This is a genomic window from Acidovorax sp. NCPPB 3576 (genome assembly GCF_028473605.1).
Classification (GTDB): Bacteria; Pseudomonadota; Gammaproteobacteria; order Burkholderiales; family Burkholderiaceae_C; genus Paracidovorax.
The window spans coordinates 1608009-1631966 of record NZ_CP097267.1; the positions used below are offsets into that span (position 1 = coordinate 1608009).

19 protein-coding genes and 2 pseudogenes are annotated in these 23958 nt (G+C 66.1%); 9 read left to right on the plus strand and 12 right to left on the minus strand.

All coding sequences use genetic code 11. The annotated features are described in order from the left end of the window. Positions 1 to 53: 53 nt before the first annotated feature. The 7 genes from M5C98_RS07440 to nirB all read right to left on the minus strand — a co-directional run bounded on the left by M5C98_RS07440 (position 54) and on the right by nirB (position 9610). Entirely contained in the window at positions 54 to 377 is a 324-nt protein-coding gene (locus M5C98_RS07440; protein ID WP_272551931.1) for a hypothetical protein, read from the minus strand. A gap of 197 nt (positions 378 to 574) precedes the next feature. Further along, positions 575 to 811, minus strand: a complete 237-nt coding sequence (locus tag M5C98_RS07445) for a hypothetical protein (RefSeq protein WP_272551932.1) — start codon at positions 809 to 811, stop codon at positions 575 to 577. 354 nt (positions 812 to 1165) lie between these two features. After that, positions 1166 to 2002, minus strand: coding sequence for a uroporphyrinogen-III C-methyltransferase (cobA, locus tag M5C98_RS07450; protein ID WP_272551933.1), 837 nt, complete (start codon positions 2000 to 2002; stop codon positions 1166 to 1168). Then, positions 1999 to 2922 carry a DNA-binding protein YbiB gene (gene ybiB, locus M5C98_RS07455; protein ID WP_272551934.1) on the minus strand — a complete coding sequence of 308 codons (924 nt, stop codon included), beginning with the start codon at positions 2920 to 2922 and terminating at the stop codon, positions 1999 to 2001. Before ybiB ends, cobA begins: the two co-directional genes overlap by 4 nt. Positions 2923 to 2986: 64 nt before the next feature. Next, complete coding sequence (locus M5C98_RS07460) at positions 2987 to 5935, minus strand: nitrate reductase (RefSeq protein ID WP_272551935.1); 2949 nt, start codon at positions 5933 to 5935, stop codon at positions 2987 to 2989. A 751-nt stretch (positions 5936 to 6686) separates the two neighbouring features. Continuing rightward, entirely contained in the window at positions 6687 to 7082 is a 396-nt protein-coding gene (gene nirD / locus M5C98_RS07465; protein ID WP_272551936.1) for a nitrite reductase small subunit NirD, read from the minus strand. Between the two features lie 77 nt (positions 7083 to 7159). Continuing rightward, on the minus strand, positions 7160 to 9610 hold the full coding sequence (nirB, locus tag M5C98_RS07470; protein WP_272551937.1) for a nitrite reductase large subunit NirB: 2451 nt from the start codon (positions 9608 to 9610) through the stop codon (positions 7160 to 7162). 628 nt (positions 9611 to 10238) lie between these two features. Between nirB and M5C98_RS07475 the strand changes: the two genes are divergently transcribed. After that, the gene (locus M5C98_RS07475; protein ID WP_272551938.1) at positions 10239 to 10649 is read left to right on the plus strand and encodes a hypothetical protein; all 411 of its coding nucleotides are present in this window, start codon (positions 10239 to 10241) and stop codon (positions 10647 to 10649) included. A gap of 226 nt (positions 10650 to 10875) precedes the next feature. Here M5C98_RS07475 and M5C98_RS07480 read toward each other — a convergent pair. Continuing rightward, positions 10876 to 11340 (minus strand): annotated as a pseudogene (locus M5C98_RS07480) (TolC family protein); the annotation flags it as partial. Positions 11341 to 11746: 406 nt separating this feature from the next. On the opposite strand from M5C98_RS07480, the gene M5C98_RS07485 reads away from it, so the two are divergent. The 3 genes from M5C98_RS07485 to M5C98_RS07495 all read left to right on the plus strand — a co-directional run bounded on the left by M5C98_RS07485 (position 11747) and on the right by M5C98_RS07495 (position 15901). Next, complete coding sequence (locus M5C98_RS07485; protein WP_272551939.1) at positions 11747 to 14599, plus strand: IPTL-CTERM sorting domain-containing protein; 2853 nt, start codon at positions 11747 to 11749, stop codon at positions 14597 to 14599. Positions 14600 to 14946: 347 nt separating this feature from the next. Further along, positions 14947 to 15570, plus strand: coding sequence for a hypothetical protein (locus tag M5C98_RS07490; RefSeq protein WP_272551940.1), 624 nt, complete (start codon positions 14947 to 14949; stop codon positions 15568 to 15570). A gap of 208 nt (positions 15571 to 15778) precedes the next feature. After that, positions 15779 to 15901, plus strand: coding sequence for a hypothetical protein (locus M5C98_RS07495; RefSeq protein WP_272551941.1), 123 nt, complete (start codon positions 15779 to 15781; stop codon positions 15899 to 15901). A gap of 66 nt (positions 15902 to 15967) precedes the next feature. Here M5C98_RS07495 and M5C98_RS07500 read toward each other — a convergent pair whose 3' ends face one another. After that, positions 15968 to 16213, minus strand: coding sequence for a hypothetical protein (locus M5C98_RS07500; protein ID WP_272551943.1), 246 nt, complete (start codon positions 16211 to 16213; stop codon positions 15968 to 15970). A gap of 421 nt (positions 16214 to 16634) precedes the next feature. Next, a complete protein-coding gene (locus M5C98_RS07505) occupies positions 16635 to 16808 on the minus strand; it encodes an IPTL-CTERM sorting domain-containing protein (protein ID WP_272551944.1) in 174 nt (57 codons plus the stop codon). A gap of 209 nt (positions 16809 to 17017) precedes the next feature. Here M5C98_RS07505 and M5C98_RS07510 point away from each other — a divergent pair, with 209 nt between their 5' ends. Beyond that, positions 17018 to 17905 carry a LysR family transcriptional regulator gene (locus tag M5C98_RS07510; protein ID WP_272551946.1) on the plus strand — a complete coding sequence of 296 codons (888 nt, stop codon included), beginning with the start codon at positions 17018 to 17020 and terminating at the stop codon, positions 17903 to 17905. A gap of 188 nt (positions 17906 to 18093) precedes the next feature. Beyond that, positions 18094 to 18633: pseudogene (locus tag M5C98_RS07515) on the plus strand (transposase); the annotation flags it as partial. Positions 18634 to 18723: 90 nt separating this feature from the next. Here the strand turns inward: M5C98_RS07515 and M5C98_RS07520 are convergent. Next, positions 18724 to 19278, minus strand: a complete 555-nt coding sequence (locus M5C98_RS07520) for a MarR family winged helix-turn-helix transcriptional regulator (RefSeq protein ID WP_272551947.1) — start codon at positions 19276 to 19278, stop codon at positions 18724 to 18726. 110 nt (positions 19279 to 19388) lie between these two features. Between M5C98_RS07520 and M5C98_RS07525 the strand changes: the two genes are divergently transcribed. From M5C98_RS07525 to M5C98_RS07535, 3 genes are all read left to right on the plus strand, one after another. Then, positions 19389 to 20189, plus strand: coding sequence for an SDR family NAD(P)-dependent oxidoreductase (locus tag M5C98_RS07525; protein ID WP_272551949.1), 801 nt, complete (start codon positions 19389 to 19391; stop codon positions 20187 to 20189). 93 nt (positions 20190 to 20282) lie between these two features. After that, a complete protein-coding gene (locus M5C98_RS07530; protein ID WP_272551950.1) occupies positions 20283 to 21359 on the plus strand; it encodes an alkene reductase in 1077 nt (358 codons plus the stop codon). 143 nt (positions 21360 to 21502) lie between these two features. Beyond that, entirely contained in the window at positions 21503 to 21937 is a 435-nt protein-coding gene (locus tag M5C98_RS07535) for a GNAT family N-acetyltransferase (protein ID WP_272551952.1), read from the plus strand. 72 nt (positions 21938 to 22009) lie between these two features. Here M5C98_RS07535 and M5C98_RS07540 read toward each other — a convergent pair whose 3' ends face one another. Continuing rightward, complete coding sequence (locus M5C98_RS07540; RefSeq protein ID WP_272551953.1) at positions 22010 to 23722, minus strand: methyl-accepting chemotaxis protein; 1713 nt, start codon at positions 23720 to 23722, stop codon at positions 22010 to 22012. Between the last annotated feature and the right edge of the window lie 236 nt (positions 23723 to 23958).

Here is a 23958-nt window from a genome sequence, read left to right on the forward strand (position 1 = left end):
CGGCCCTCCTTCACGCAGCAAAGGAGGGCCGTCCGGTCGGTGAATCAGTGGATTTACTGTGCCCAGGCAATCACCGAGGCGGTCAGGCTGCAACTGGCCGGGTTGAGCTTGTTGTTGCTGTTGTCCAGCAACTGCAGGGTGCCCGTGATCGTCACCGTGGGGGAGTTGGCCTGGGTTTGGACCTGGACGCTGGCGCCCACGGTCCGCAGATGGTGGTCCGTGTTGCCGAAGGACGCGGTGTAGGCCGCAACGGAGGCTCCGGCCGAAATCACGTTCGTCGGGAAGCTGTAGGTCGTCTGTGCTGTGACGATGCCCGCGTCGGACACCGAGGCGTTGGCGACCGGAATCGAAATGTTCTGAACGTACATGGATGGCATGGATTACTCCTTGTTCAAGGTGGGGTGGAATCGGCCCTGCCGCGCCCTCGCGTGCGGACCCAGGTGAACCATGGAGCCACGGCATGGCCCACCGGGCCCGCAGCCAGTGCCGTGAATGCATGGAATACAAAAAAATGAAGGCGGGTGGTGCTTGCCGGCCCGGCGCCGCGCGGCGCCGGGGGCCCGCAGCGCCGTGCTCAGGGGACGGTGATGCCGTGCTTGTCGTTTTCCCCGGTCACACCGGACGACGTCACGCTGTTGGTGGTCCAGAAGATGTAGAGGTATTTCCGCTCGCCTGGAGCCGGATCGCCCCAGTTGTTGTTGGCGGTGAAGACGCGGGTGCCTTTGGCATACGCGTCCGCCACCTGCGCGGTCACATCGATGGTCTGGTTGTAGACGCCGTATCCAGCGTTTTCGATCACGGTAATCGCCATGGTTCTTTCTCCCTTCGAATGTTGTTTTTGGCGGTGCCGCATCGTGTGATAGCGGTGCCTGCCAGGGAGAAATGTACCGATGCGCAGCCGGCTTGTCGCTGACGCGCGGCGCGTTTGAAGCGGGATTCAGAACACTTCAGCTTCTGAAAAATGGCGCCGTATTTCGGCGCCTGCCAGCCTTGCCGCGTGTGTCTGCGATCGAGCCCGGCGCGCTTGGATGCCCGCAGCCGTTTGGCCGGTTTCCGAGGGCTTGGGCGAGCCCCTGGCGTTGCCCGGCACAGTGCGTCGGGCGGTGCTGGGGCGGGGTTGTTTGGTGCAGACTGGCGCCGGTCTGCGGCCAGCGCTGCGGGCCTGTCAGCCGCCCACGGCGTTGCGCAGCGAGACGGGAGTGGTGGTGGCAGGGCGCGCCGCGCGAGGGCCGCCGGCCGCCGCCACGCCGCTCACCACGTCGCCCACCACGATGACCGAGGGGCTGGCGAGTTGCTCGCGCTCGATGGTGGCGTGCAGCTCGCCCAGGGTGGTGAGCGCGTGGCGCTGCTGGGGCAGGCTCACGTGCTGGATGACGACCACCGGGGTGCTGGCGGGCAGGCCGGTGAGCAGCTCCTGCTGGATGTGCGCGGCGCTGCTCACGCCCATGTAGATGACCAGGGTCAGGCGTGCGGCGCGTGCCGTGGCGGCCAGCTGGCGCCAGTCGGTGCCGCTGTCGCCGGGCTTGGCGTGGCCGGTGACGAAGACCACGCCATGCGCGTGTTCACGGTGGGTGAGGGGCGTGCCCAGCAGCGTCATGCCGGCCAGGCCCGCGGTGATGCCGTTGACCACCTGCACGTCGATGCCGGCCGCGCGCAGGTGCTCGACCTCTTCGCCGCCGCGCCCGAAGATGAACGGATCGCCCCCTTTGAGGCGCACCACGTTCTCGCCCTCGTTCACGGCCATGACCATGAGCTTTTCGATGAAGGCCTGCGGCGTGCTCTTGCAGCCGCCGCGCTTGCCCACGTGGACGATGCGCGCGCCGGGCGGGGCCATGGCCACGATCTCGTCGCTCACCAGGTCGTCCACCAGCAGCACGGTGGCCGCCTGGATGGCTTTCAGCGCCTTGATGGTGAGCAGTTCCGGATCGCCCGGGCCGGCGCCGACCAGCGTGCAGCGGCCGGGGGGAACGCCTTCGAAGGCGGGGGGGGATGGGCGATTCATGGGGTTGTCTCCAAAGGGATTTGCCCGGCCAGACGCAAGATGTGTTCCACCTGGCGGGACAGAGGTGCGGGCACCGGCAGCGCGCCGGAAAGCACCTGGCGCGTGTAGCGGGCGGTGGTGTCCACGTCGATCTCCTGGGGCAGGCCGGGCACCTCGCTGGCGGTGCCGGGCTGCTGCTCTTCCCACAGATGGTGCGCGCCGGCGACGAAGGCGTCGTAACGGGGCGTTCGGCGCGGATCGGCGGCCACTTCGCCCTCCAGCCCGCGCGAGAGCAGGGCGTTCATGCCCAGCGTGGCGAAGGTGGCGTGCAGCATCTCCTGGTATTCGGGGTGGGTGTAGGCGGTGACGACCAGCGACGGACCGGCGCAGGGGTTCATCAGCTTGACCACGCTGTGGCCCGGGTTGCGCAGGCCGATGGCTTCGCGCGCGGCCAGCAGGCGGGCCAGGCCCGGGTGCAGGGCTTCGGTGTGGAGGTGGGCCACGTTGCCGTTTGCTATCTTTTCAGGAGCATTCAGGGCAGATATTCCTAGGGCGTCGAGCACATCCGATGCCAGAATGCGCCGCGCCTCGGTGCGCATGCCGTGCAGCAGCACGGGCAGGCCCTCGCGCGCCAGCAGCAGCGCCAGCAAGGGTGTGAGCACGGGCAGCTTGCGCGCGCCGTTGTAGCTGGGCAGCACGACCACGGGCCGGTCGCTGGCGGGCAGGCGGGCCAGGCGGGCGTGGGTGGCGTCGAGAAAGCCGCACATCTCCTCGGCGGTCTCGCCCTTGATGCGCATGGCGATGCAGAAGGCGCCGATCTCCAGGTCGGTGACCTGGCCGTCCAGCACCTGGCCGAACAGGTCGTTGGCCTGCTCGCGGCCGATGGCGCGGGCGCCGCGCGCGCCGCGGCCGAGGTCCTTGAGATAGTGGCTGATGGCCATGGCGTGGGGGTTTTCTGGCGGATCGAAGGGGAGCGAATTCTCCCGCACTTCTGCCAACTTCTGGTTATATGGAGACGGCGGCCGACGCTGCCTGCGGCGTGGTCGGAGCGAGCGGCCCGGTGGCGCGCACCATGCGCTTGAGCTCGGGCACGCACGAGCCGCACTGGGTGCCGCAGCGCAGCGCGCCCTGCAGCTGGGCGAGCCGGTCGGCATCGGTGCCGTGGCACTGCGCCAGGTGGGCGGCGATGGCGGCGTCGGTCACGTTCAGGCAGGTGCACACGGGCTTGCCGCGCGACTGCACGGCCTGCGCGCCGGAGGGCGCCTGGGCGCCGGGCACGAGCAGCAGGCGGCCATAGCCTTGAGCGGGCAGCTCTTCCTGCAGCAGCGTCTTGAGCCAGCCCTCGGCCCGGGTGTCGCCGGCCAGCAGCATGCCGGCCAGCAGGGTGTCGCCGCCCTGGCGCTCCAGGCGCAGCGCGCGGCGCTGGCCCTGGCGGCGGTCGGCGTAGCGCAGGGTTTCGGCGGTGGCGAGGCCCAGCAGGGCTTCGATGCGTTCGATCAGTTCGTCGGGCGCGGGCCCGTGGCCGGCGGCGCGCAGCAGCACGCCGTGGCGCTCGCGCTCGGGGCCCGCCAGGGGCGCGTTGTTGCTGAAGGGCACGCAACTGGCGAAGGGCAGGGCGGGCATCAGCGCGGCCAGCGCCTCGCGCGCGGCCAGGGCGCTGTCGGCCGGCAGCCAGGCCATGGCGAGCAGCCGCCAGGGCAGTTCGGCCTTCAGGATCTTGACGGCGGTGTGCTTGAGTTCGGGCTGCTTGGAGGTGGGGCAGAAGGCCGGCGTGGTGAGCGCGTTCACGCCCGCCAGCGGCGTGCCGGTGGACGACTGCCCGCTCAGGTATTCGCTGCCCCAGTGCATGGCGATGAAGGCCTGCGACAGGCCCACGTCGGTGCTGCCCTGCACCGGCACCACGATGGCGCCGCGCGCGCTGGTGACGTGCACCAGGTCGCCCTCGGCCAGCTGGCGGCGCGCCATGTCCTGCGGGTGCATCTGCACGCTGGGCTCGGCCACGTGGCCGAACAGGCGGCCCAGGGTGCCGGTGCGGCTCATGCCGTGCCACTGGTCGCGCAGGCGGCCGGTGGTCAGGCTGAACGGGTAGCGCGCCTGCCGGGGCTCGGCCACGGGCTGCCAGGCGTTCGCCGTAAAGCGCGCGCGGCCGTCGGCGGTGGGGAACACGCCGTCTTCGTACAGGCGCGCTTTGCCCAGCGGGCGGGGCGGGGCCGAAGGGTCGGCATCGGCATCGGTGTTGTCGGCGGCGCCGGCCGGGCAGGGCCACTGCTGCGGGCCCTGCGCATCGAGCAGCGCCCACGACAGGCCGGTGATGTCCAGGTCGCGCCCGCGCGTGCTCTCGCGGTGCTCGTTCCACACGGCCTCGGCGCCGCGCTCGGCCTCGCCGTCGCCGGTGGCATAGGGGAAGAGCGTGGGCGCACCCGGGCGCAGCCGCGCCTCCAGCCGGTGGGCGAACTGCACGGCGATGGCCCAGTCGTGGCGCGTGTCGCCGGGTGCGGGCACGGCGGGGCGCACGCGGGAGATGCGGCGCTCGCTGTTGGTGACCGTGCCGGTCTTCTCGCCCCAGGTGGTGGCGGGCAGCAGCAGGTCGGCGTACTGCGCGGTGGCGGTGGTGGCGAAGGCCTCCTGCACCACCACGAACTCGGCGCGCTCCAGCGCGCGGCGCACGGTGGCCTGGTCGGGCAGGCTCTGCGCCGGGTTGGTGCAGGCGATCCACAGCGCCCGGATCTCGCCGTCGGCCGCGGCCTGGAACATCTCCACGGCGGACTTGCCGGGCACGCTCGGCACCCCGGGCACGCCCCAGAGCGCGGCCACTTCGGCGCGGTGCTCGGGGTTGGCCAGGTCGCGGTGGGCCGACAGCAGGTTGGCCAGGCCCCCCACCTCGCGCCCGCCCATGGCGTTGGGCTGCCCGGTGAGCGAGAACGGCCCCGCGCCCGGTTGGCCGATCTGGCCGGTGGCCAGGTGCAGGTTGATGAGCGCGGCGTTCTTGGCGGTGCCGCTGGTGCTCTGGTTCAGGCCCTGGCAATAGAGGCTGAGCGTGGGCTGGCGCGCGGCCGGGGCGGCCCCCGCGCCCGGGGGATTGCCGACGCCGGAGAACCAGCGCGCCGCGGTGGCCAGATCCGCCTCGGTGATGCCGCACACCTCGGCCACGCGGGCGGGCGTGCAGTCGCGCACCAGGGCCTTGAGCGCGTCGAAGCCGGTGGTGTGCGCGGCGATGTAGGCGTTGTCCACCCAGCCTTCCCACAGCATGAGGTGCAGCATGCCGTGGAACAGCATGACGTCGCTGCCTGGCTGGATGGGCAGGAACAGGTCGGCCAGCCCGGCGGTCTCGGTGCGGCGCGGGTCGGCCACGATGATCTTCATGCCCGGGTTGGCGGCCTTGGCGTCCTCGATGCGGCGAAACAGGATGGGGTGCGCCCACGCGGTGTTGCTGCCCACGATGAAGAGGCACTGCGCGTGCTGCACGTCGTCGTAGCAGGTGGGCGGCGCGTCGGCGCCAAGCGTGGCCTTGTAGCCGGCCACGGCGCTGCTCATGCACAGGCGCGAGTTGGTGTCGATGTTGTTGGTGCCGACGAGGCCCTTGGCGAGCTTGTTGAAGACGTAGTAGTCCTCGGTGAGGAGCTGGCCGGAGACGTAGAAGCCGACGGCGTCGGGGCCGTGCCGGGCGATGGTGTCGGCGAATTTCTGGGCGGCGGTGTCGAGGGCTGCTTCCCAGGCGATGGGCTGGGGTTTGTCGCCGCGCTGGGGGCGGTGCTGTGGGGTGAGCAGGCGGGTCTGGAGGGTGACGGGGCTGGCGGCGGTGAGGTGGAGGGTGGAGCCTTTGGTGCAGAGGCGGCCGAAGTTGGCGGGGTGGGTGGGGTCGCCTTTCACGTGGGTGATCTGGGCGCCGGTGGATTCGATGATCACGCCGCAGCCTACGCCGCAGTAGGGGCAGGTGGATTTTGTTTGTTTCATGGCGTGGGTTCTTTTGGGTGGCTGGTTGCCGGCTTGTTTGTTGGGTGTTGTGCTATTGATTTTATAGTTGCTGGATGGTTACGTTCCGGGGCCGGGAGTTGCGCCCGGCGGCGCACTCACTTTCTTTTGCTTCGCCAAAAGAAAGTAAGCAAAGAAAAGGCGACCCTGCTGGCTGCGTCCCCGTTCGCCTTTCGGCGAACGGGGAAACCTGCGGTGCTCGGTCGCGGGTCGCGCTGCGGAACTCGCTGCGTTCACTGCGTGAACTCCGCTCAAACAACCGCAGCGAGTCAGATGACGAAGGCAGGTGTGTCCTGCGGCACACCTGCCCGCCCCGCGCCCTGCGCTCCTCGGCGCATCCAGAAGGGAACCCGCCAGCCGGGCCATTGCTTCGCTCGGCCCTGGGTGCGCGGCGCCACGCGCTCGCGCACGGGCGGCCGAGCGGAGCGATGGCCCGTGTGGGCTGTTGGGCCGCTGGGTTCCCTTCTGGATGTGCCGAGGAGCGCAGCGGCTGGCGGAAAAAGGGCCGCGCGCTGTTTGAGCGCAACGCAGTGGAGCGAGTTTGCGCGGACCCCGCCAGCCGCGAGCACCGCAGGTTGCCCGAAGCGAAGCGCAGGGACGCAGCCAGCAGGGTCGCCTTTCTTTTGGGTACGTTTCTTTGGCGAAGCAAAGAAAAGTACCTCGGCCGCCGGGCCGAGACCCGGCCCCGGGAGAAGAAGCCGCAGCCACTGCAAAAACAGAACACAGCCAACACTCAAGCCCCCAACCCAGACCCAACCACTCGCCTCAAAGGCCCCGCCACCGGCCGCCCCCACTCCACCGCATGCCCCGCCAACTCCACAGCATCCAAAAACACCTCCCCCCCCTCCACCTTCACCGCAAACTTCGGCGTACACCCCTCATCCGGCGCCGAAGCCTGCCCATCGCACAACCCGATCGTCCAGTTGTGCAGCGGACACGCCACGCTCGTCCCGAACACGATCCCCTGCGACAGCGGCCCCCCCTTGTGCGGACACCGGTCCAGCAGCGCGAACACCTCGTCCGCCCCGTTGCGGAACACGGCCACGTCCAGCCCCTGCGGCCGTGCCACGCGGCGCGAGCCCAGCACGGGAATGTCGTCCACGCGGCAGATGTATTTCCAGTCGCTCATGGCGGCTCCTTGCGAATCGGGGTGATGAATGATGGTGGGTGGTGGTTGTAGTCGCTGCGGCAATGGCTGGGCCGCGCTCATGGCGCGATGGCGGCGAACTGCCGCGTGTCCACGCGCGCTTCCTGAAAGTCGAACCACGGGTCGGGCTCGCCATCCAGCGCGAACTGCAGCTGCTCCCACAGCGCGCGGCGGCCTTCGTGGTCTTCGAGGATGCGTTTCTTCACGTGATCGAGGCCGACGCGGTTCACGTAGTGCACCGTGCGCTCCAGGTACCAGCCCTCCTGGCGGTACAGCTCGCAGAACGCGCCGGTGTACTCCAGCACCTCGGCGGCGGTCTTGAGCTTGGTGAAGAAGTGCGCCACCTCGGTCTTGATGCCGCCGTTGCCGGCGATGTACATCTCCCAGCCGCTGTCCACGCCGATGATGCCCACGTCCTTGATGCCGCTCTCGGCGCAGTTGCGCGGGCAGCCGCTCACCGCGAACTTGACCTTGTGCGGGGCGTACATGCGCCACATGGCGCGCTCCAGGTCCTTGCCCATCTGCGTGCTGTCCTGCGTGCCCATGCGGCACCATTCGCTGCCCACGCAGGTCTTCACCGTGCGCAGGGCCTTGGCGTAGGCGTGGCCGCTGGGCATGCCGATGTCCTTCCAAACGGCCTGCAGGTCCTCCTTCTTCACGCCCAGCAGGTCGATGCGCTGGCCGCCCGTCACCTTCACCGTGGGGATCTGGTATTTGTCCACCACGTCGGCGATGCGGCGCAGTTCACTGGCCGTGGTCTCGCCGCCCCACATGCGCGGGATCACGCTGTACGTGCCGTCTTTCTGGATGTTGGCGTGGCTGCGCTCGTTGATGGCGCGGCTTTGCGGGTCGTCCTTGGCCTCTTTGGGCCAGGTGCTGATGAGGTAGTAGTTGACGGCCGGGCGGCAGGTGGCGCAGCCGTTGGGCGTCTTCCATTCCAGGAAGGCGAACACGTCGCCGATGGACAGCAGCTTGTTGGCGCGGATCGCGTCGCGCACGGCCTGGTGGCCGTGGTCGGTGCAGCCGCACACCGCCTTGGTCTTGGGCGTGGCGGAGTAGTCGCCGCCGGCCGTGAACATGATGATCTGCTCCACCAGGCCCGTGCACGAGCCGCAGCTGGCGCTGGCCTTGGTGTGCTTTTTCACGTCGTCCAGCGTGAACAGGCCCTTGTCCTTGATGGCCTTGCAGATCGCGCCCTTGGTCACGCCGTTGCAGCCGCACACCTCGTCGGTGTCGGCCATGGCGGCGGCCTTGCTGTGGCCCTGGTGGCCCGCGTCGCCGATGTTGCTCTCGCCGAACATCAGCTTGTCGCGGATGTCGCCCACCGTGCGGCCGTCGCGCAGCAGCTTGAAGTACCAGCTGCCGTCCACCGTGTCGCCGTAGAGGCACGCGCCCACGAGCTTGTCGTCCTTGATGACGAGTTTTTTGTACACGCCGCCGAAAGGGTCGCTCATCACGATCTCCTCGGTGCCTTCGCCGCCCTGGAAGTCGCCCGCGCTGAACAGGTCGATGCCCGTCACCTTGAGCTTGGTGGAGGTGAGCGAGCCCTGGTAGCGCCCGATGCCGAACTCCGCCAGGTGGTTGGCCAGCACCTTGCCCTGCTCGAACAGCGGCGCCACCAGCCCGTAGGCGATGCCCCGGTGCGCGGCGCACTCGCCCACGGCGTAGATGCGCGCATCGGTCGTGGTCTGCAGCGTGTCGCTCACCACGATGCCGCGGTTGACGTGCAGGCGCATCTTTTCGGCCAGCTGCGTGTTGGGGCGAATGCCCACCGCCATCACCACCAGGTCGGCGGGCACTTCGGTGCCGTCCTTGAACCGCACGGCCGTCACGCGGCCTCCGCCGTCCGGGCCGCCCACCAGCTCCTGCGTCTGCGCCTTCATCAAAAACTGCATGCCGCGCTCGGCCAGCGACTTTTGCAGCATCTTGCCGGCCACGTCGTCCAGCTGCCGCTCCATCAGCCAGTCGCCCACGTGCACCACGCTCACCTGCATGCCGCGCTTCATCAGCCCGTTGGCTGCCTCCAGCCCCAGCAGCCCGCCGCCGATGACCACTGCGTGCTTGTACGTGGAGGCGGCGTCGATCATGGCCTGCGTGTCGGCGATGTCGCGGTACGCCAGCACGCCTTGCAGGTCCTTGCCAGGGATCGGCAGGATGAACGGGTTGGAGCCGGTGGCGAGGATCAGCCGGTCGTACTCGGCGCTGATGGCCTCGCCCGCCGCGTTGGTGGCGTGCACCACCCGGCGCACGCGGTCCACTTCATGCACCGTGAAGCCCGTGTGCAGGTGAATGCCGTGCTCTTCGTACCAGGCCCAGTCGTTCAGGATGATCTCGTCGATCGTCTGCTCGCCCGCCAGCACGGGCGACAGCAGGATGCGGTTGTAGTTGGGGTGCGGCTCGGCGCCGAACACCGTGATGTCGTACAGGTCCGGGGCGATCTTGAGCAGCTCTTCGAGCGTGCGCACCCCGGCCATGCCATTGCCCACCATCACCAGCCTGGATTTTTTCATCGTGACCCCCAATGGGTGTTCGTGCCAAAAAACAAAAAAGGCGTCCGCACAGAGCGCGGGCCGTTTCAGCCTGCACATCGGTGGGGACGCCTTCGTCCTGGCCGCCCCGTTTCCGCCATTGGAAGGGGCCAGCCATGTGACCGGCATTGGTCACGGGGTGGGTGTTGCAATGCGCGTGCCAGGTGAAGGCAGTCAGAGGTGTTTCAGGAGAATATGGCTCCACCGCATATGGGACTAGGGGAGTTTGCTATTGATATCGTAGTGTTCTGCCACCCGGTACTGCTCGACGGCGGGGCAGGTGCGAACCGCTTTGGTGCTTGGGGTGGTGCGCAGCAGATGCATCACGAGGCGATGTGCTCATCGCACCATCGCTGCTTCGGTAATCCAATCAATGCTTCGCATCCTTTTTTCCATTAGATGGAATGGAAGACACACTGGGGTTTTCAACTTTTCAAAGGAACCCCCCATGGGATGCGTTCAATCCAGCACGTCGCGCCGTTCCACGCCGATTCAGACCCCTGCGGCAAACACCCCCGTCGCAACCCCAGGGAACCGATCACCGCTGCAACATGGCTCGCCGTATGCAGGCCCAGGTCCAGGCCGAGGACGGACGAGTGCGGCGGGATCCATGGCACCGCGCTCCCCACTACACGCGACAGAGCCAACCACGCGAAACGCCGCACGAACTCTCCGACAGCAGCAGGAAGCCATATCGCTTTTGCTGGAGCATGCGATTCAGTACCCCGACCATGGCGGCATGAAGAGCGCCGTGGCAGCGTGCGAGAAACTGAGTGCAAAAATTCAGAGCTACCTTGTCGGAACAGGACGTCCCGTAGGACCGGATGATGTCAGCAGAAAATTGCAGCGACTTACCAGAATCGTGAACGAACACCGTGCCGAAGTGGTTGCGGCGATGGTTGATCGAGACGAGAGTATTCCTGCTCAGTCGCCGGTTCGGCCGCATTACAACCCCGCTGATTTCGAGGTATCGACCGTTTTCCCTGGAGGAAATCTCGATTACGGCAACTACTATCGTTAGAGCGGGTTCATCAGCAGGCCTGGTGATGACTGAATGCATGCAGCTTTCTTCGGGGCGGGGGGCTCGGACCTTCGCCCATGGATTCGCGCAGCGTAGGGGCAAGAGGCTCGGCTCGGTCCAGCCCTGCCCGCCGCATCGATTTGCCGCCTGCCGCCCGCCTTAGGCCGTCAATGCATTGCTTCGTTGGCAGGCTGGGGTACACCGAGCGCACCCGTCGCATCTCGCGTCAGCGCAGAACCGGATCGTCCGCCGCCGCGCCCGCACCGCCGGCGGCCCAGCCGCCGCCCAACACCTTGTACAGCGTGACCCGGTTCGTCTGTTCGGCCAGCAGCAGGGTGATCTGCGTTTGCTGCGCGGCGTACAGCGAGCGTTGTGCATCCAGCACCGTCAGAAAGCTGTCGGCCCCCAGCCGGTAGCGCGCATCGGACAGGTCCAGCGCACGCTGGGTGGCGTCCAGCAGCGAGCGCTGGGCGGCCAGGCGTTCGCCCAGCGTAGCGCGGTCGGCCAGGGCGTCGGACACTTCGCGGAACGCGGTCTGAATGGATTTTTCGTACTGGGCCAGCGCCGTGTCGCGCGCCACTTCGGCCACGCGCAGGTTGGCGTTGTTGCGGCCGGCGTCGAAGATCGGCAGGCGGATCTGCGGGGCGAAGCTCCAGGTGCCGTTGCCGCCGTCGAACAGGCCGGATCGCCGGCAATTTGCCCCGCCACCTGCCTCGGGCGTCGCCCTCAAATTCACCAATTTCAGGTAACGACAAAAACGGCAACCACTCGTAACATGCCGAATCGGTCGAAGAGACACACCCTCCGGTCCGATGTCACACCCGTGTGCGGAAACCTGAATGGTTCGTCGCGCAACGTTACCAACCCATGGCAGTGGATTCCCGGTCAGGGGCCTGAGCGCGCGAGTCGATCGAGCGCGGGTCTCTATCGGCTCAGGATGGCCTCCTGCCTGACCAAAACCAGTCCGAGCGACTCTGAATATGACCCTGCATCCTGTCTTGGACTTCGCCTGGTTTCGGCGATTCTGGGTATTTCTTGTCGCCTCTCTGCTTCTTGGCGCCAGTGGCGCTGCCCTGGCGCAGCCCGCCTGGAGCACTGTGGCCAGCCTTACCACTGGACGCTACGCATCTGCGGCCACGCTGCTGCCCAGCGGCAAGGTGCTGGTCACGGGAGGTCAAGGCAACAGCGGCGATTCCCTCGCCAGCGCGGAGCTGTACGACCCGGCCACCAATGTCTGGAGCAGCGCGGGCAGCCTGGACACTTCACGCGCCTACCACACGGCCACGCTGCTGCCCAGCGGCAAGGTGCTGGTCACGGGAGGTGCAGGTAGCGGCCTCGTCGCCAGCGCGGAGCTGTACGACCCGGCCACCAATGGCTGGAGCAGTGCGGGCAGCCTGGTCAATGCGCGTGCCTCGCACACAGCGACGCTGCTGCCCAGCGGCAAGGTGCTGGTCACGGGAGGTCAATTCAACAACAGCAATTTGCTCGCCAGCGCGGAGCTGTACGACCCGTCCACCAATGGCTGGAGCAGCGCGGGCAACCTGGTCAATGCGCGCTTTGGGCACACAGCGACGCTGCTGCCCAGCGGCAAGGTGCTGGTCACGGGAGGTGCCGGTAGCGGCTTCGTCGCCAGCGCGGAGCTGTACGACCCGTCCACCAATGTCTGGAGCAGCGCGGGCAACCTGGTCAATGCGCGCTACTACCACACGGCCACGCTGCTGCCCAGCGGCAAGGTCCTGGTCACGGGAGGAATCGGTAACAGCAGCCTCGTCGCCAGCGCGGAGGTCTATGACCCGGCTACCAATGTCTGGAGCAGCGCGGGCAACCTGGTCAATGGGCGCTACTACCACACGGCCACGCTGCTGCCCAGCGGCAAGGTCCTGGTCACGGGAGGAATCGGTAACAGCAGTATCGGCGCCAGCGCGGAGCTGTACGAACCGGCCACCAGTGTCTGGAGCAGCGCGGGCAACCTGGTCAATGGGCGCTACCTGCACACGGCCACGCTGCTGCCCAGCGGCAAGGTGCTGGTCACGGGAGGGGGCAGCAGCAGCGGCAATTCTCTCGCCAGCGCGGAACTGTACGACCCGTCCACCAATGGCTGGAGCAGCGCGGGCAACCTGATCAATGCGCGCTTTGGGCACACAGCCACGCTGCTGCCCAACGGCAAGGTGCTGGTCACGGGAGGGTACGGCAGCGCCCTCGTCGCCAGCGCGGAGCTCTATGACCCGGCCACCAATGTCTGGAGCAGCGCGGGCAACCTGAGCGATGCGCGCGCCGAGCACACGGCCACGCTGCTGCCCAGCGGCAAGGTGCTGGTCACGGGAGGTTTCGTCAACAGCGGCACCGTCGCCAGCGCGGAGCTGTACGACCCGTCCACCAATGTCTGGAGCAGCGCGGGCAACCTGGTCAATGCGCGCTACTACCACACGGCCACGCTGCTGCCCAGCGGCAAGGTGCTGGTCACTGGAGGACTCGGTAGTTCCTTCGCCAGCGCGGAGCTGTACGACCCGTCCACCAATGGCTGGAGTAGCGCGGGCAACCTGGCCAATGGGCGCTATCAGCACACGGCCACGCTGCTGCCCAGCGGCAAGGTGCTGGTCACGGGAGGTGCCGGTAGCGGCACCGTCGCCAGCGCGGAGCTGTACGACCCGGCCACCAATGGCTGGAGTAGCGCGGGCAATCTGGGCACTGCGCGCTATCAGCACACAGCCACGCTGCTGCCCAGCGGCAAGGTGCTGATCAGGGGAGGTCAAGGCAACACCAGCCTCGTCGCCAGTTCGGAGCTGTTCACATCAGACCTGGGCGCCCCCATCACCCGCCAACCGGTTCTGACCAGTGCCAGCCCAGGCGCCCTGCGGCCAGGGGCTGCGTTGACCCTCAGCGGCACGCTGCTGCGCGGTGACAGCGAGGCCAGCGGAGGCTCTACCAACAGCTCGGCGACCAATCTGCCGCTGGTGCAGCTGCAGCGCCTGGACGGCGGGGCAACCGCATGGCTTGCACCCGCCGCGGCCAGCAGCACCAGCTACACCTCGCAGCCTTTGCCGTCTTCGCTCGCCAGCGGCTGGTATGCCTTGCGTGCGGTGGTCAACGGCATTGCTTCCGACGCACTGCTGGTGCGTGCCGTCACCGTACCCAACCCGCCGACGGCGGTAACGTCCTCGACGGGCGACGGTGCCGTTGCATTGACCTGGGCCTCGCCAGCCGATGACGGCGGCAGCGTTGTCACCGGCTACACCGTGCTCAAGCAAGCTGTGCCTGCGGGCGCCAGCACGGTGGCGTGCACGACGACCGGCGCTTTGGGCTGCACGGTCTCGGGGCTCACCAACGGCCAGGCATATTCCTTTACGGTGCGGGCCGCCAACGGGGTGGGCGACGGCGCCCTGTCAGCGGCGGCCCTGGCCACACCGCAGCAGTTCGTCAACCCGAGCGTGCCTTTGACGGGGGTGCCGGGCGGGGGCAACGCCTCCGTGCAGATCGCTGGGGGGCCTGCGGGATGCACGGTGGGCGCGCTGAACATCGACACCTCCGTGCCTCCTGGGGCACCCAGCAACGCGAGCTTTCCGCTGGGCGTGCTGCGCTTCACCGCCACGGGGTGCGACAACGCCACGCTCACGGTGAAGGTGACCTATCCCAGCGCCATTCCGGCTGCGGCCCAGTTGCGCAAATACGGTCCGCAGACGTTCGGAGCACCGAACAGCTGGTTCTCGCCCAGCGGCGCCAGCATCAGCGGTGACCGCTTGACGGCAACCTACCAGGTGACGGACAACGGGCAGGGCGACAGCGACGGCACGCTGGGCAGCATCAGCGATCCATTCGCTCCCATGGTGCTGGCCGCAGTGCCGGGTCCTAGTGGCGTGGCCGCGATTCCCACGCTCAGCGAGTGGGGCCTGATCCTGATGTCGCTGATGGCGGCGGGGCTGGGAATGCTGGCGGTGCGCAGGCGCACTTGAGACGGCAGTGCGTGTGGGCTAGGGTGCTACCGCGAGGGGTGGCGTTGGGCTCTGAGTCGTCGGTGGACAGCGTAGCCCCAAAGCTGCCGTTGATTCAAAACATATGGATCGGTGTCTGCAGAGCGCACAGTTGGCGAGCTCGGTTGGGCTCACTGTCACGCCATAGTTTGCCTACTTCACGCTTGCCGGGTTTCATGAGAAATTTATACCTGTTTATTTACGCCGCATCCTGCTTCGCAAGCCAACGGGCAAGCGGGTTGCGAGACCTTTTTTCAAAGGGTGTATCGTCACGCCCCGGATGTATCAACCGTGTTTTGCCGTCGACATTGAATTAGAGCTTGCCAGCCATGCCATTTCCCAATTGTCATAACAGGTCGAATCCAAACAACCGGAAGAGCCTTGCTTCCGCATACGTAATCACGCCTTTAGCTCATACGAAATTGTTGCCAGGGCAGAAGCTAACGGGATGCTGCGGCCCCATTAAGGATGAGTGCTACACGTTCTCCTATCAAAACAAGTCGGCCGCGACGGATACTGGGCTTTTCAGTGTTGGCCGCCACTGCGCGCTAGATTTTTTGACCCTAATAGGTCAATCTGCCCCTCCTTGTTTTAACCCGCTGACATCACCGTCCAGCAGCGGAGGGGGAGGGGCTGCATCCGCGGCAAGTTCATCGACAATGTGCGCCTTAAATATTGAGGTATATCAGGCCGTCAACTTGCTTACGCTTGATTGGGGGCCACCTAAAGCCTCACTTCAAACGATCTTGACAGCTATTTTTTTAGCTCCCACGAGTGCGATTTCGAATAACCATGTCATACACCTGAACAATATTATTGGCAAAGACCACCAAGGAAGAAAATTTGCTGCGATTATCACTGCACTGAAAGCCATGCACCCAAATATGAGGATTTTCACCTTTCCAAATATTCAAGCTGTGCTTTTCAATGCCAATAAAGCCAGCAATTTCTAGGCAATCTCTAACCCATTACTCCAACAGACCTGCGCGAAAAGCCGCGCAGGCCGGTGAATTCAGACGTTAAAGCGCCATGGTCTTCCTTGCACTCACTCCTGCGGGTCTACACCGCGCAATCGCCCATTCAAAGGCTTCTCCGTTCCCAATTTGGTGCGGCGCGGACGCTATCAGCGAGTCCGACTACTAAGCTCTTGAATCTGTCGATGTGTCGCGCTTCATCTATCCGCTTGCCGGTGAGCCTGGTGAAATTCTGCAGGGCGCGATTGAAACGATTGCAGAGCATCACCCCAACGCAACTATCTGGGTTGAGCATGTGTCCGCGCTTTAACAAGTACGTCAACGGGACGCCAAACTGCTGCGCAGTTTGGTTCCCCCCGTTGCGCTACGGCGCTCGTTACGTCCAACGTTGAACACCATGAGACCCCGCCGCGACGAAATCATCGAAGCCCTCGCCGGCATGTCGCGAGCCGAAATCGCCGAAGTTGTATGCGAGGCACTTCGTGGCTTCGACGCTGAGGGGCTCCGCTTGTGTCTGGTTGAGGTCCACACGCCGTCGCCAGAAGCTCCGCCGGATGTCGAGTTTGTCGCCTTGCCTGCGCCTGGGTATGACCGTCCGGGTGTTGACGATCTGAACGAGCAAGGGAAATGCGAGAGTTGCGGCACGCGCGTGGTCGCGGTCGCCAAGCTGGCATCTTGCCCCGTATGTATGGGAGAAGTCAGGTGCACCTGATGTTCAACCTTTCGCTGCAGCGGACGGCTTGGCCGTCCGCTGAGCTTGCACGTTGAGCGCCCGCCTCACTTTGAGTTGACTGGCTGCTACTGGCCGAAAGCCGTCGCCGCCCGCCAAGCGGCGCAAATCAGGCACTGTCGCGCGCTCAATCGAGACAGGCGTCCAGTATTCCGTCCCTTGGCAGCCTGTTCGTTTTCCACACATCCTGTTCCCGCGAGAAACGACTCTCGATAGCCCATTCGGCCCGGCTTGCAAGCCGGTCACCATTGGGGCCCTGGAGATTCGCCCACCGTCCCTGCTCGGATTCAATTCAAGTGGCGTGTCGCATGCGTCAAGCCATCAGGCCGAGCAGCAAACTCATCAGCACCAGTCCCCATTGAGACAGAGCGGGCACACCGGTTATCCCGGCCGCAGCCAGGACGACCATCGGCGCGAACGGATCGTCAATGGCGCCCACTGAGGTGTTCGAATCACCGGCTTGGTTGTCGGTGACTGAATAGGCCACCGTGCGGCGGTCGCTGCTCAGCGAATAGCTCGCCGCTGGCAGCTCAAATCATGCAGCTCACGGGTTGGCCACCAAACCTGAAGATCAGCGCGCAAGTTCTAAAGCCAGCGGCGTACCGCAGTTGGATGCCCTTCTCGGGCTTCTCCCATTCAATAGCTGGGCTGGATAGACTGCGCGCTGTTTGATGCATTCAGCATCTGGAGTGCTCAATGGACTTGCTCGACAGCATGCAGGTGTACGTGCATACGGTGGAAAAAGGCAGCCTGAGCGCTGCCGCACAAGCCTGCGGAATCTCCGCCACCATGGCCGGCAACCACCTGCGCACGCTAGAAAAGCGGCTGGGCATGCAACTGCTGAACCGGACCACGCGGCGCCAGCACCTGACGGCCCTGGGCGAGGACTACTACGCGCGCTGCAAGGAGATCCTGCGGCTCGTGGCCGAAACCGACGCGCAGGCGCAGAACCTGCAGCTCGCCCCCGCCGGCAAGCTGCGCATCAGCGCGCCGGTCACCTTCGGCACCGAGGCGCTGATGCCGGCGCTGTCGGTGTACCTGGCGCGCTACCCGGACGTGAGCGTCGATGTGTCCTTGAGCGACCGCGTGGTCGATCTGATCGAAGAGGGCTTCGAAGCCGCGATCCGCATCGGCCAGCTGCCCGATTCGGCACTGATCGCCAGGCCGCTGGCGCCGTACCGGCTGATGATCTGCGCCTCGCCCGGGTACCTCGCGCGCCGGGGCACGCCGGCCCGGCCCGAAGACCTGAGCGGGCACGAATGCCTGTCCTTCAGTCCTGCCGCCCTGGCCAACTGGCGGTTGTACAGCGGCGACGACGACGGGCTTTGCATTCCCGTGTCGGGCCGCGTGCAGGTCAATAACGGCCAGGCGCTGCGCGTGGCCGCGCTGCATGGTCTGGGCATCGTGCTGCAGCCTGCGATCCTGCTGGAGGCCGATGTGGCGGCCGGGCGGCTGGTGCGGCTGTTTCCCGGGCATGACCTGCCCGTGCGGCCGATGAGCGTGGTGTACCTGCAGGACCGGTACCGGTCGCCCAAGCTGCGCAGCTTCGTGGAGTTCCTGGTGGAGCGGTTCACTGACGGTTGAGGGTGCGGCGGCCGGGATTCGCTGTGCGATTCGGCCAAAGCCACCCTGATCCCGGAAAGTATTTAGTCCGCGCTGAACAACGCGCAAGCCGTTGATCTTGCTTGCATTTTTTCAGGTTGATGGATGCAGCATTTGCAAGGTATGGTTTTGCCAGTACCTGTTTTCTTGCAAATTCCTCCGGAGATTCCATGGGCCCGAAGCCTTCGCAGCCGCAGAGCGACGAGTTGTTCATCTCCCGGCTGGACGAGTTGATCAACATGCGTCACCCGCTGGTCAAGCTGGCCGCGTTGATCGACTGGGCCGAGATCGAACGCACCTTCGCGGTCTCGTTCACATCCGGCCGCGGCCGGCCCGCCTTGCCGGCGCGCCTGGTGGCCGGCCTGCCGTACCTGCAGCACACCTTCGACGCCTCCGATGAGGCAGTGGTGAACACCTGGGTGGAGAACCCGTACTGGCAGTTCTTCTGCGGCGAGACCTACCTGCAGACCGAGGCGCCCATCGACCCGTCCAGCCTGACGCGCTGGAGAAAGCGCGTTGGAGAAGAAGGCGTGGAGACGCTGCTGGCCGCCAGCATCCAGGCTGCCCGGCGTGGTGGTGTTGTGAAGAGGTCCAGCTCGCAGCAGGTGATCGCGGACACCACCGTCATGCCCAAGGCGATTGCGCACCCTATTGACAGCCGGCTGCTGGACAAGAGCCGCCAGCACCTGGTCAAGGCCGCCGAAGACAACGGGGAGTGAGGAGGGCGGGTGCGACCCTGCCTTGGCGCACAGCGCCCAGGCCGGTGCGCATGGGTCGGGCCGTTCCGCCTGCGGCACGCCTTAAGGGGCCGGCGGCACCCGTGCCGGGTTTTCCGCCTGGTAGGCCACCATGAACGCATCCGACGCCACCTGATCGGCCAACGCCCTCAAGCTCGCTGCCGAGGCGGGGCCGAGAACGGCCTCGACCCGTTCGTTCGCCGTGGCCCATCGCACGATCGCATCCGAAAGCAAACGCTTGCCGAGCGGCGTCAGCACGCCCCGCTTGGTCCGCCGGTCCTGGGCGTCGGGCCGCAGCTCGACGATGCCGTCGCGCACCAGCGGCCGCAGCGCATGGGTCAGGGCCGACAGCTGGATGGCGAGCCGGCCCGCCAGGTCCTGCAGCGCCGGTCCTTCGGCTTCGGCGCTCTTGAATTTGGCGATCTCCCCCATCAGCGCCAGCTGCGTCGCCTTGAGGTTCAGCGGCGCGAGGGCGTCGTCGTACAGCTGCCCCAGCCTGCGGGCCGCCAGGCGCACCGCCGTGTTCGTGCAGACCTGCACGCCGGCCAGGACAGGCTCTGCGGCCGTGGCCTGGACCCCTGCGTTGGGCGTGTCCATCGGGTTGTCGGTAATTCCCATGCGTTTTAAAAGGTTGAGTGCTGCACCATTGAAATCAAGCCGAGGTTCGGCTCTACATTTGAGCCCTCAATCAATTTGGTTGAGCCCTCAATTTTATCGGAGAGATAGCAATGACCCATCCCCCATCCCGGAAAGTCGCACTGATCACCGGGGCTTCGGCCGGCATCGGCGCCGTGTATGCCGATCGCCTGGCGGCCCGTGGATACGATCTTATTCTGGTCGCCCGGCGCGCCGACCGCCTGCAGGCCCTGTGCGACCGGCTTGCCAAGGCGCATGGCATCCAGGCCGAGCCGATCGTGGCGGACCTGGGCCAGGCCGACGACCTGGCGCGTGTCGAAGCGATTTTGTCCACCAACGACAACCTGCATGTCCTGGTGAACAACGCCGGCATCGCGCGGCTGGGCAAGGTGTCCCAGCGGTCGGCGGACGATGCGCTGTCCCAGATCGCCCTGAACATCACCGCGCTCACGCGCCTGACCCAGGCGGTGGTGCCCCGCTTCATCGCGAGAAACGCGGGCCTGATCGTCAACATCGGTTCCGTTCTGGGCATCCATTCGCTGCCCATCAGCGCGGTCTATAGCGGCACCAAGGCCTTCGTGCTGCACTACAGCACGGGCCTGCAGCAGGAACTGGCCGGCACGCAGGTGAAGGTCCAGGTGGTCCTGCCGGCATCGACGGCCACCGAGCTGTGGGACCTGTCGGGCGTTCCGCTGGCGGCGCTCAACAAGGACGGGTTGATGACGGCCGAGCACATGGTCGATGCGGCGCTCGCAGGGCTGGACCAAGGCGAGACGGTCACCTTCCCATCCGTGGCCGATGCGGGCCTGTGGGACCGGTACGAGGCCGCCCGCTCCCAGCTGTTCGCCGCCACGCAGGTCGGCACGCCCGCCCCTCGCTACCAGGTTCTTTGACGCGAGCCCATCGGATGCCTTTCTTTCGCAGCCCGATGGTTTCTTCTTCTGCTTCTTCTCTCCCTTCGCGCCCCTTCTTTTCCAGGACCCCCCATGCTTTTCGAACCCTTTTCCCTGCGCAACACACCCCTTCGCAACCGCGTGGTGATGTCGCCCCTCACGCGCCACCGCGCGGTCGAGAACAACACGCCCAATGGCCTGATGGCCACCTACTACGCGCAGCGCGCGGGCGCCGGGCTCATCATCACCGAGGGCACGTCGCCTTCGCCGAACGGCCTGGGCTATGCCCGCATTCCCGGCCTGTTCAATGATGCCCAGGTTCAAGGCTGGAAGCAGGTGACCAGCGCGGTGCATGCCCAAGGCGGCAAGATCGTCGTGCAACTGATGCACACGGGCCGCGTGTCCCATCAGGCCAACATGCCGGCCGGCGCCGACGTGCTCAGCGCGTCGGCCGAGGTGTGTCCCGGCGAGATGCGCACGGATTCGCAAGGCAACCAGCCGCACACGCCGCCACGCGCCATGACCGAGGCCGACATCCAGGCCGTGATCGGCGAATACACCACGGCGGCGCGCCTGGCCATCGAAGCCGGGTTCGACGGCATCGAACTGCACGCGGCCAACGGGTATCTTCTGGAGCAGTTCCTGAATGCCAACATCAATCGCCGCACGGACGGCTATGGCGCAACCGCCGAAGGGCGCAACCGCCTGGTGCTCGAAATCGCGCGTGCGGCGGTGAAGGAGATCGGCGCTGAACGCGTGGGCATCCGCCTGTCGCCGCATGGGGTGGTCAACAGCGCCGGCCCGTTCGACGGCGTGGATGCGCAGTACCTCGCCCTGGTGAAAGCGCTTTCCGCGTTCGGCCTCATGTACGTCCACGTGCTGGACCACTCGGCCATGGGCACGCCACCAGTTCCCGCCCAGCTCAAGGCCGATCTGAGGGCGGCTTTCGACGGCCCGTTCATCCTGGCCGGCGGACTGGACAAGGCCGGTGCGGAGCGCGCGCTGGAGGGCGGCCTGGCCGACCTCACCGCCTTCGGCCGGGCTTTCATCGCCAATCCGGATCTGGTCGAACGGATGCGCCAGGACGCGCTGCTGAACGCGCCCGATCCGGCCACGTTCTACACGCCCGATGCCAAGGGCTACACGGACTATCCGGCGCTCGCCGGGTAACCATGGTTGGGTTTGTACAGAGGCTGCGGGGGGAGCACCGCTCCCGGGCCGATGGCCTTCGGCTGCGGCCACTTTCCTTCGGGCGCCTGACCCGGTCCGAGCGGGCGCCAGCCTAGGCTCGGTGCCCACGGAGGTTTAAAACGATGTCGTACCAAGAGATGAAGGCCAGCGTCGAGCGGCTGCCCACCCAGGCCCCGAAATTCGATACCGAGCGATGCCTGGTCGTCCCGCTCGGCCCCGACAAGGCGCGCGAGCTTCTCGCCGTGCTGCTGCAAGATGAACTTCTGGCCGCGCAATTGCCCTGGATGGTGGAGAAAACCGCCGACGGCGCGCGCAAGGAGGCGTTCCTGATCGGCATGCAGTGCGCTGCCGAGACCACGCTGGTCTGGGGCATCGTCGAGCGGGCACGCGGCGCCTACATCGGCGCGGTGATCGCCCGCAGCGCGATCGAAGGGCTGGACGTGGAGGTGCTGTGCGCCTCGCAGTTCTGGAACCAGGGCATTGCCGACGAGGCCGGCTGGCCCGTCGCCGAGTGGCTGGAAGAGCACGCCGCCGTCGAACTGGTGCCGGCGGGCTGAGGCTGGCCTTTCAATTCGTCGGCGGAACCGGCGTGGCAAGGCGGCCGCCAGCCCTGCCAGGCGTGACGGCCCTCAGTGGGCTGCCCACTCGTCCTGCCGCGCCGCACTGGCGGGCTTTGCCAGGGCCGGCCGGCTCGTCACCGGCGCAGTCCGCAACGCGGCAGATGCCGCGGGCACCTTGCGAGGGGCTGCCGGCACGTGCACGGGCACGGGCGTGAAGCCATGGAAACTGCTGTCGTCCAGGTCGATGCGGAAGGTGCGCACGATCTCGGTGAGCCGCTGGGCCTGCTGGCTCAGGTTGTCGGCCGCGGCGGAGCTTTCCTCCACCAGGGCGGCGTTCTGCTGCGTTGTCTGGTCCAACTGCGTCACGGCCGCGTTGATCTGGCCGATGCCCTGGGTCTGCTCGCTGGTGGCGGCGCTGATTTCAGCGATGAGGTCGGCCACGCGCTTGACTTGCTGGACGATGTTCTCCATCGAGGTGCCTGCGTCGCCGACAAGTTGCGAACCGGTTTCCACCTTTTCGACGCTGGCGGAGATCAGGGCCTTGATTTCCTTGGCGGCGTCGGCCGAGCGTCCGGCCAGGCTGCGCACCTCGCTGGCCACCACGGCGAAGCCCCGGCCCTGCTCGCCGGCGCGGGCCGCTTCCACGGCGGCGTTGAGCGCCAGGATGTTGGTCTGGAAGGCGATGCCGTCGATCACGCTGATGATGTCCGCGATCTTGCGCGAGCTGCCACTGATCTCGCCCATGGTGTCTACCACCCGGCGCACGACCTCGCCCCCCTGTTGCGCGGCGGCGCTGGCAGAGTTGGCCAGCTGGGTGGCCTGAAGTGCCGTGTCTGCGCTGCTGCGCACGGTGGTGTTGAGCTGCTCCATCGAGGCGGCCGTCTGTTGTAGGTTGCTGGCCTGCTCTTCGGTGCGGTGGCTCAGGTCCACGTTGCCGGAGGCGATCTCCCGGGCGCCGGTGGAGATGCTGTCGCTACCCTGTCGAACGCGGCTCACGATGTCGCGCAGGCTGTTGCGCATTTCGTTCATGGCCGCGAGCACGCTGTCCTTGTCTTCGTTGCGTGTGGAGATGTCCACCATCAGGTTGCCCTGGGCCACCTCGCGCGCCACGTTGGCGGCGTAGGCGGGCTCGCCGCCGAGCTGGCGCAGCAGGTTGCGCACCAGCAACAGGCTGCCGGCAACACCCAGCAAGGAGATCAGCACCAGCGCCACCAGCGCCACCGTGCGGGTGCTGGCACCCGTCGCCAGTTGCTGCTGGAGCTGGGTCTGAGCGCCTTGCTTGATGCGCGTGGCGATCTTGTCCAGCGTCGTGAAGACGGCGTTGGCGTTGTCCTTCACCTCTAGCCGGTTCACCTCGGCGCCGCCCGGGATGTCGTTCGCCTCGATGCGTTCGATCTGGCGGTTCATGCCCGCGCGCATCTTGGTGTAGGCCGACTGCAGATCAGTGGCGAGCGGCTTGGCATCGTCGTTGATGTTGCGCGACAACGCCTCGATGAGCTTGTCGGCCTTGGCGAAGCGCTCGGTGTTCTCAGCCTTCCACGTCTTGATGAGGGCCGGGTCGCCGATGGCGATCATGCGCAGGATGTTGATGTCCACGCGGGTGAGCAGCCCATCGAGTTCGCTCACGTAATAGGAGTTGGTGAAATCTTTCTGGTAGAGCTGGTCCAGCCCCTGGGTGATGTCGGACATCTTGACCAACTGGAACACGCTCAGGCTAGAGAAGGCGAGCAGCACTGCCGTGATGACACCCAGAAGCTTTTGGCGGATGGTTAGGTTACGCATTGAAAGCCTTTCGAGTGAAGTAGGACAGATGCTCAGTTTGATGGGATTCTGAAAATTGGTGAAATTTTGTTTACCGCGCGTTGGAATTTGCACAGAAACCTAAATTTGATAATTTAATTAATCTTGCAGTCTTTTTTATCATTTTAATCATATTTTTGGGGTGAAAATTGCTATGAGGCCGATTGCAACTGCGATTGCAGCCGCGATCTCATGCGCGGATTGGCATGTGCTCGGAC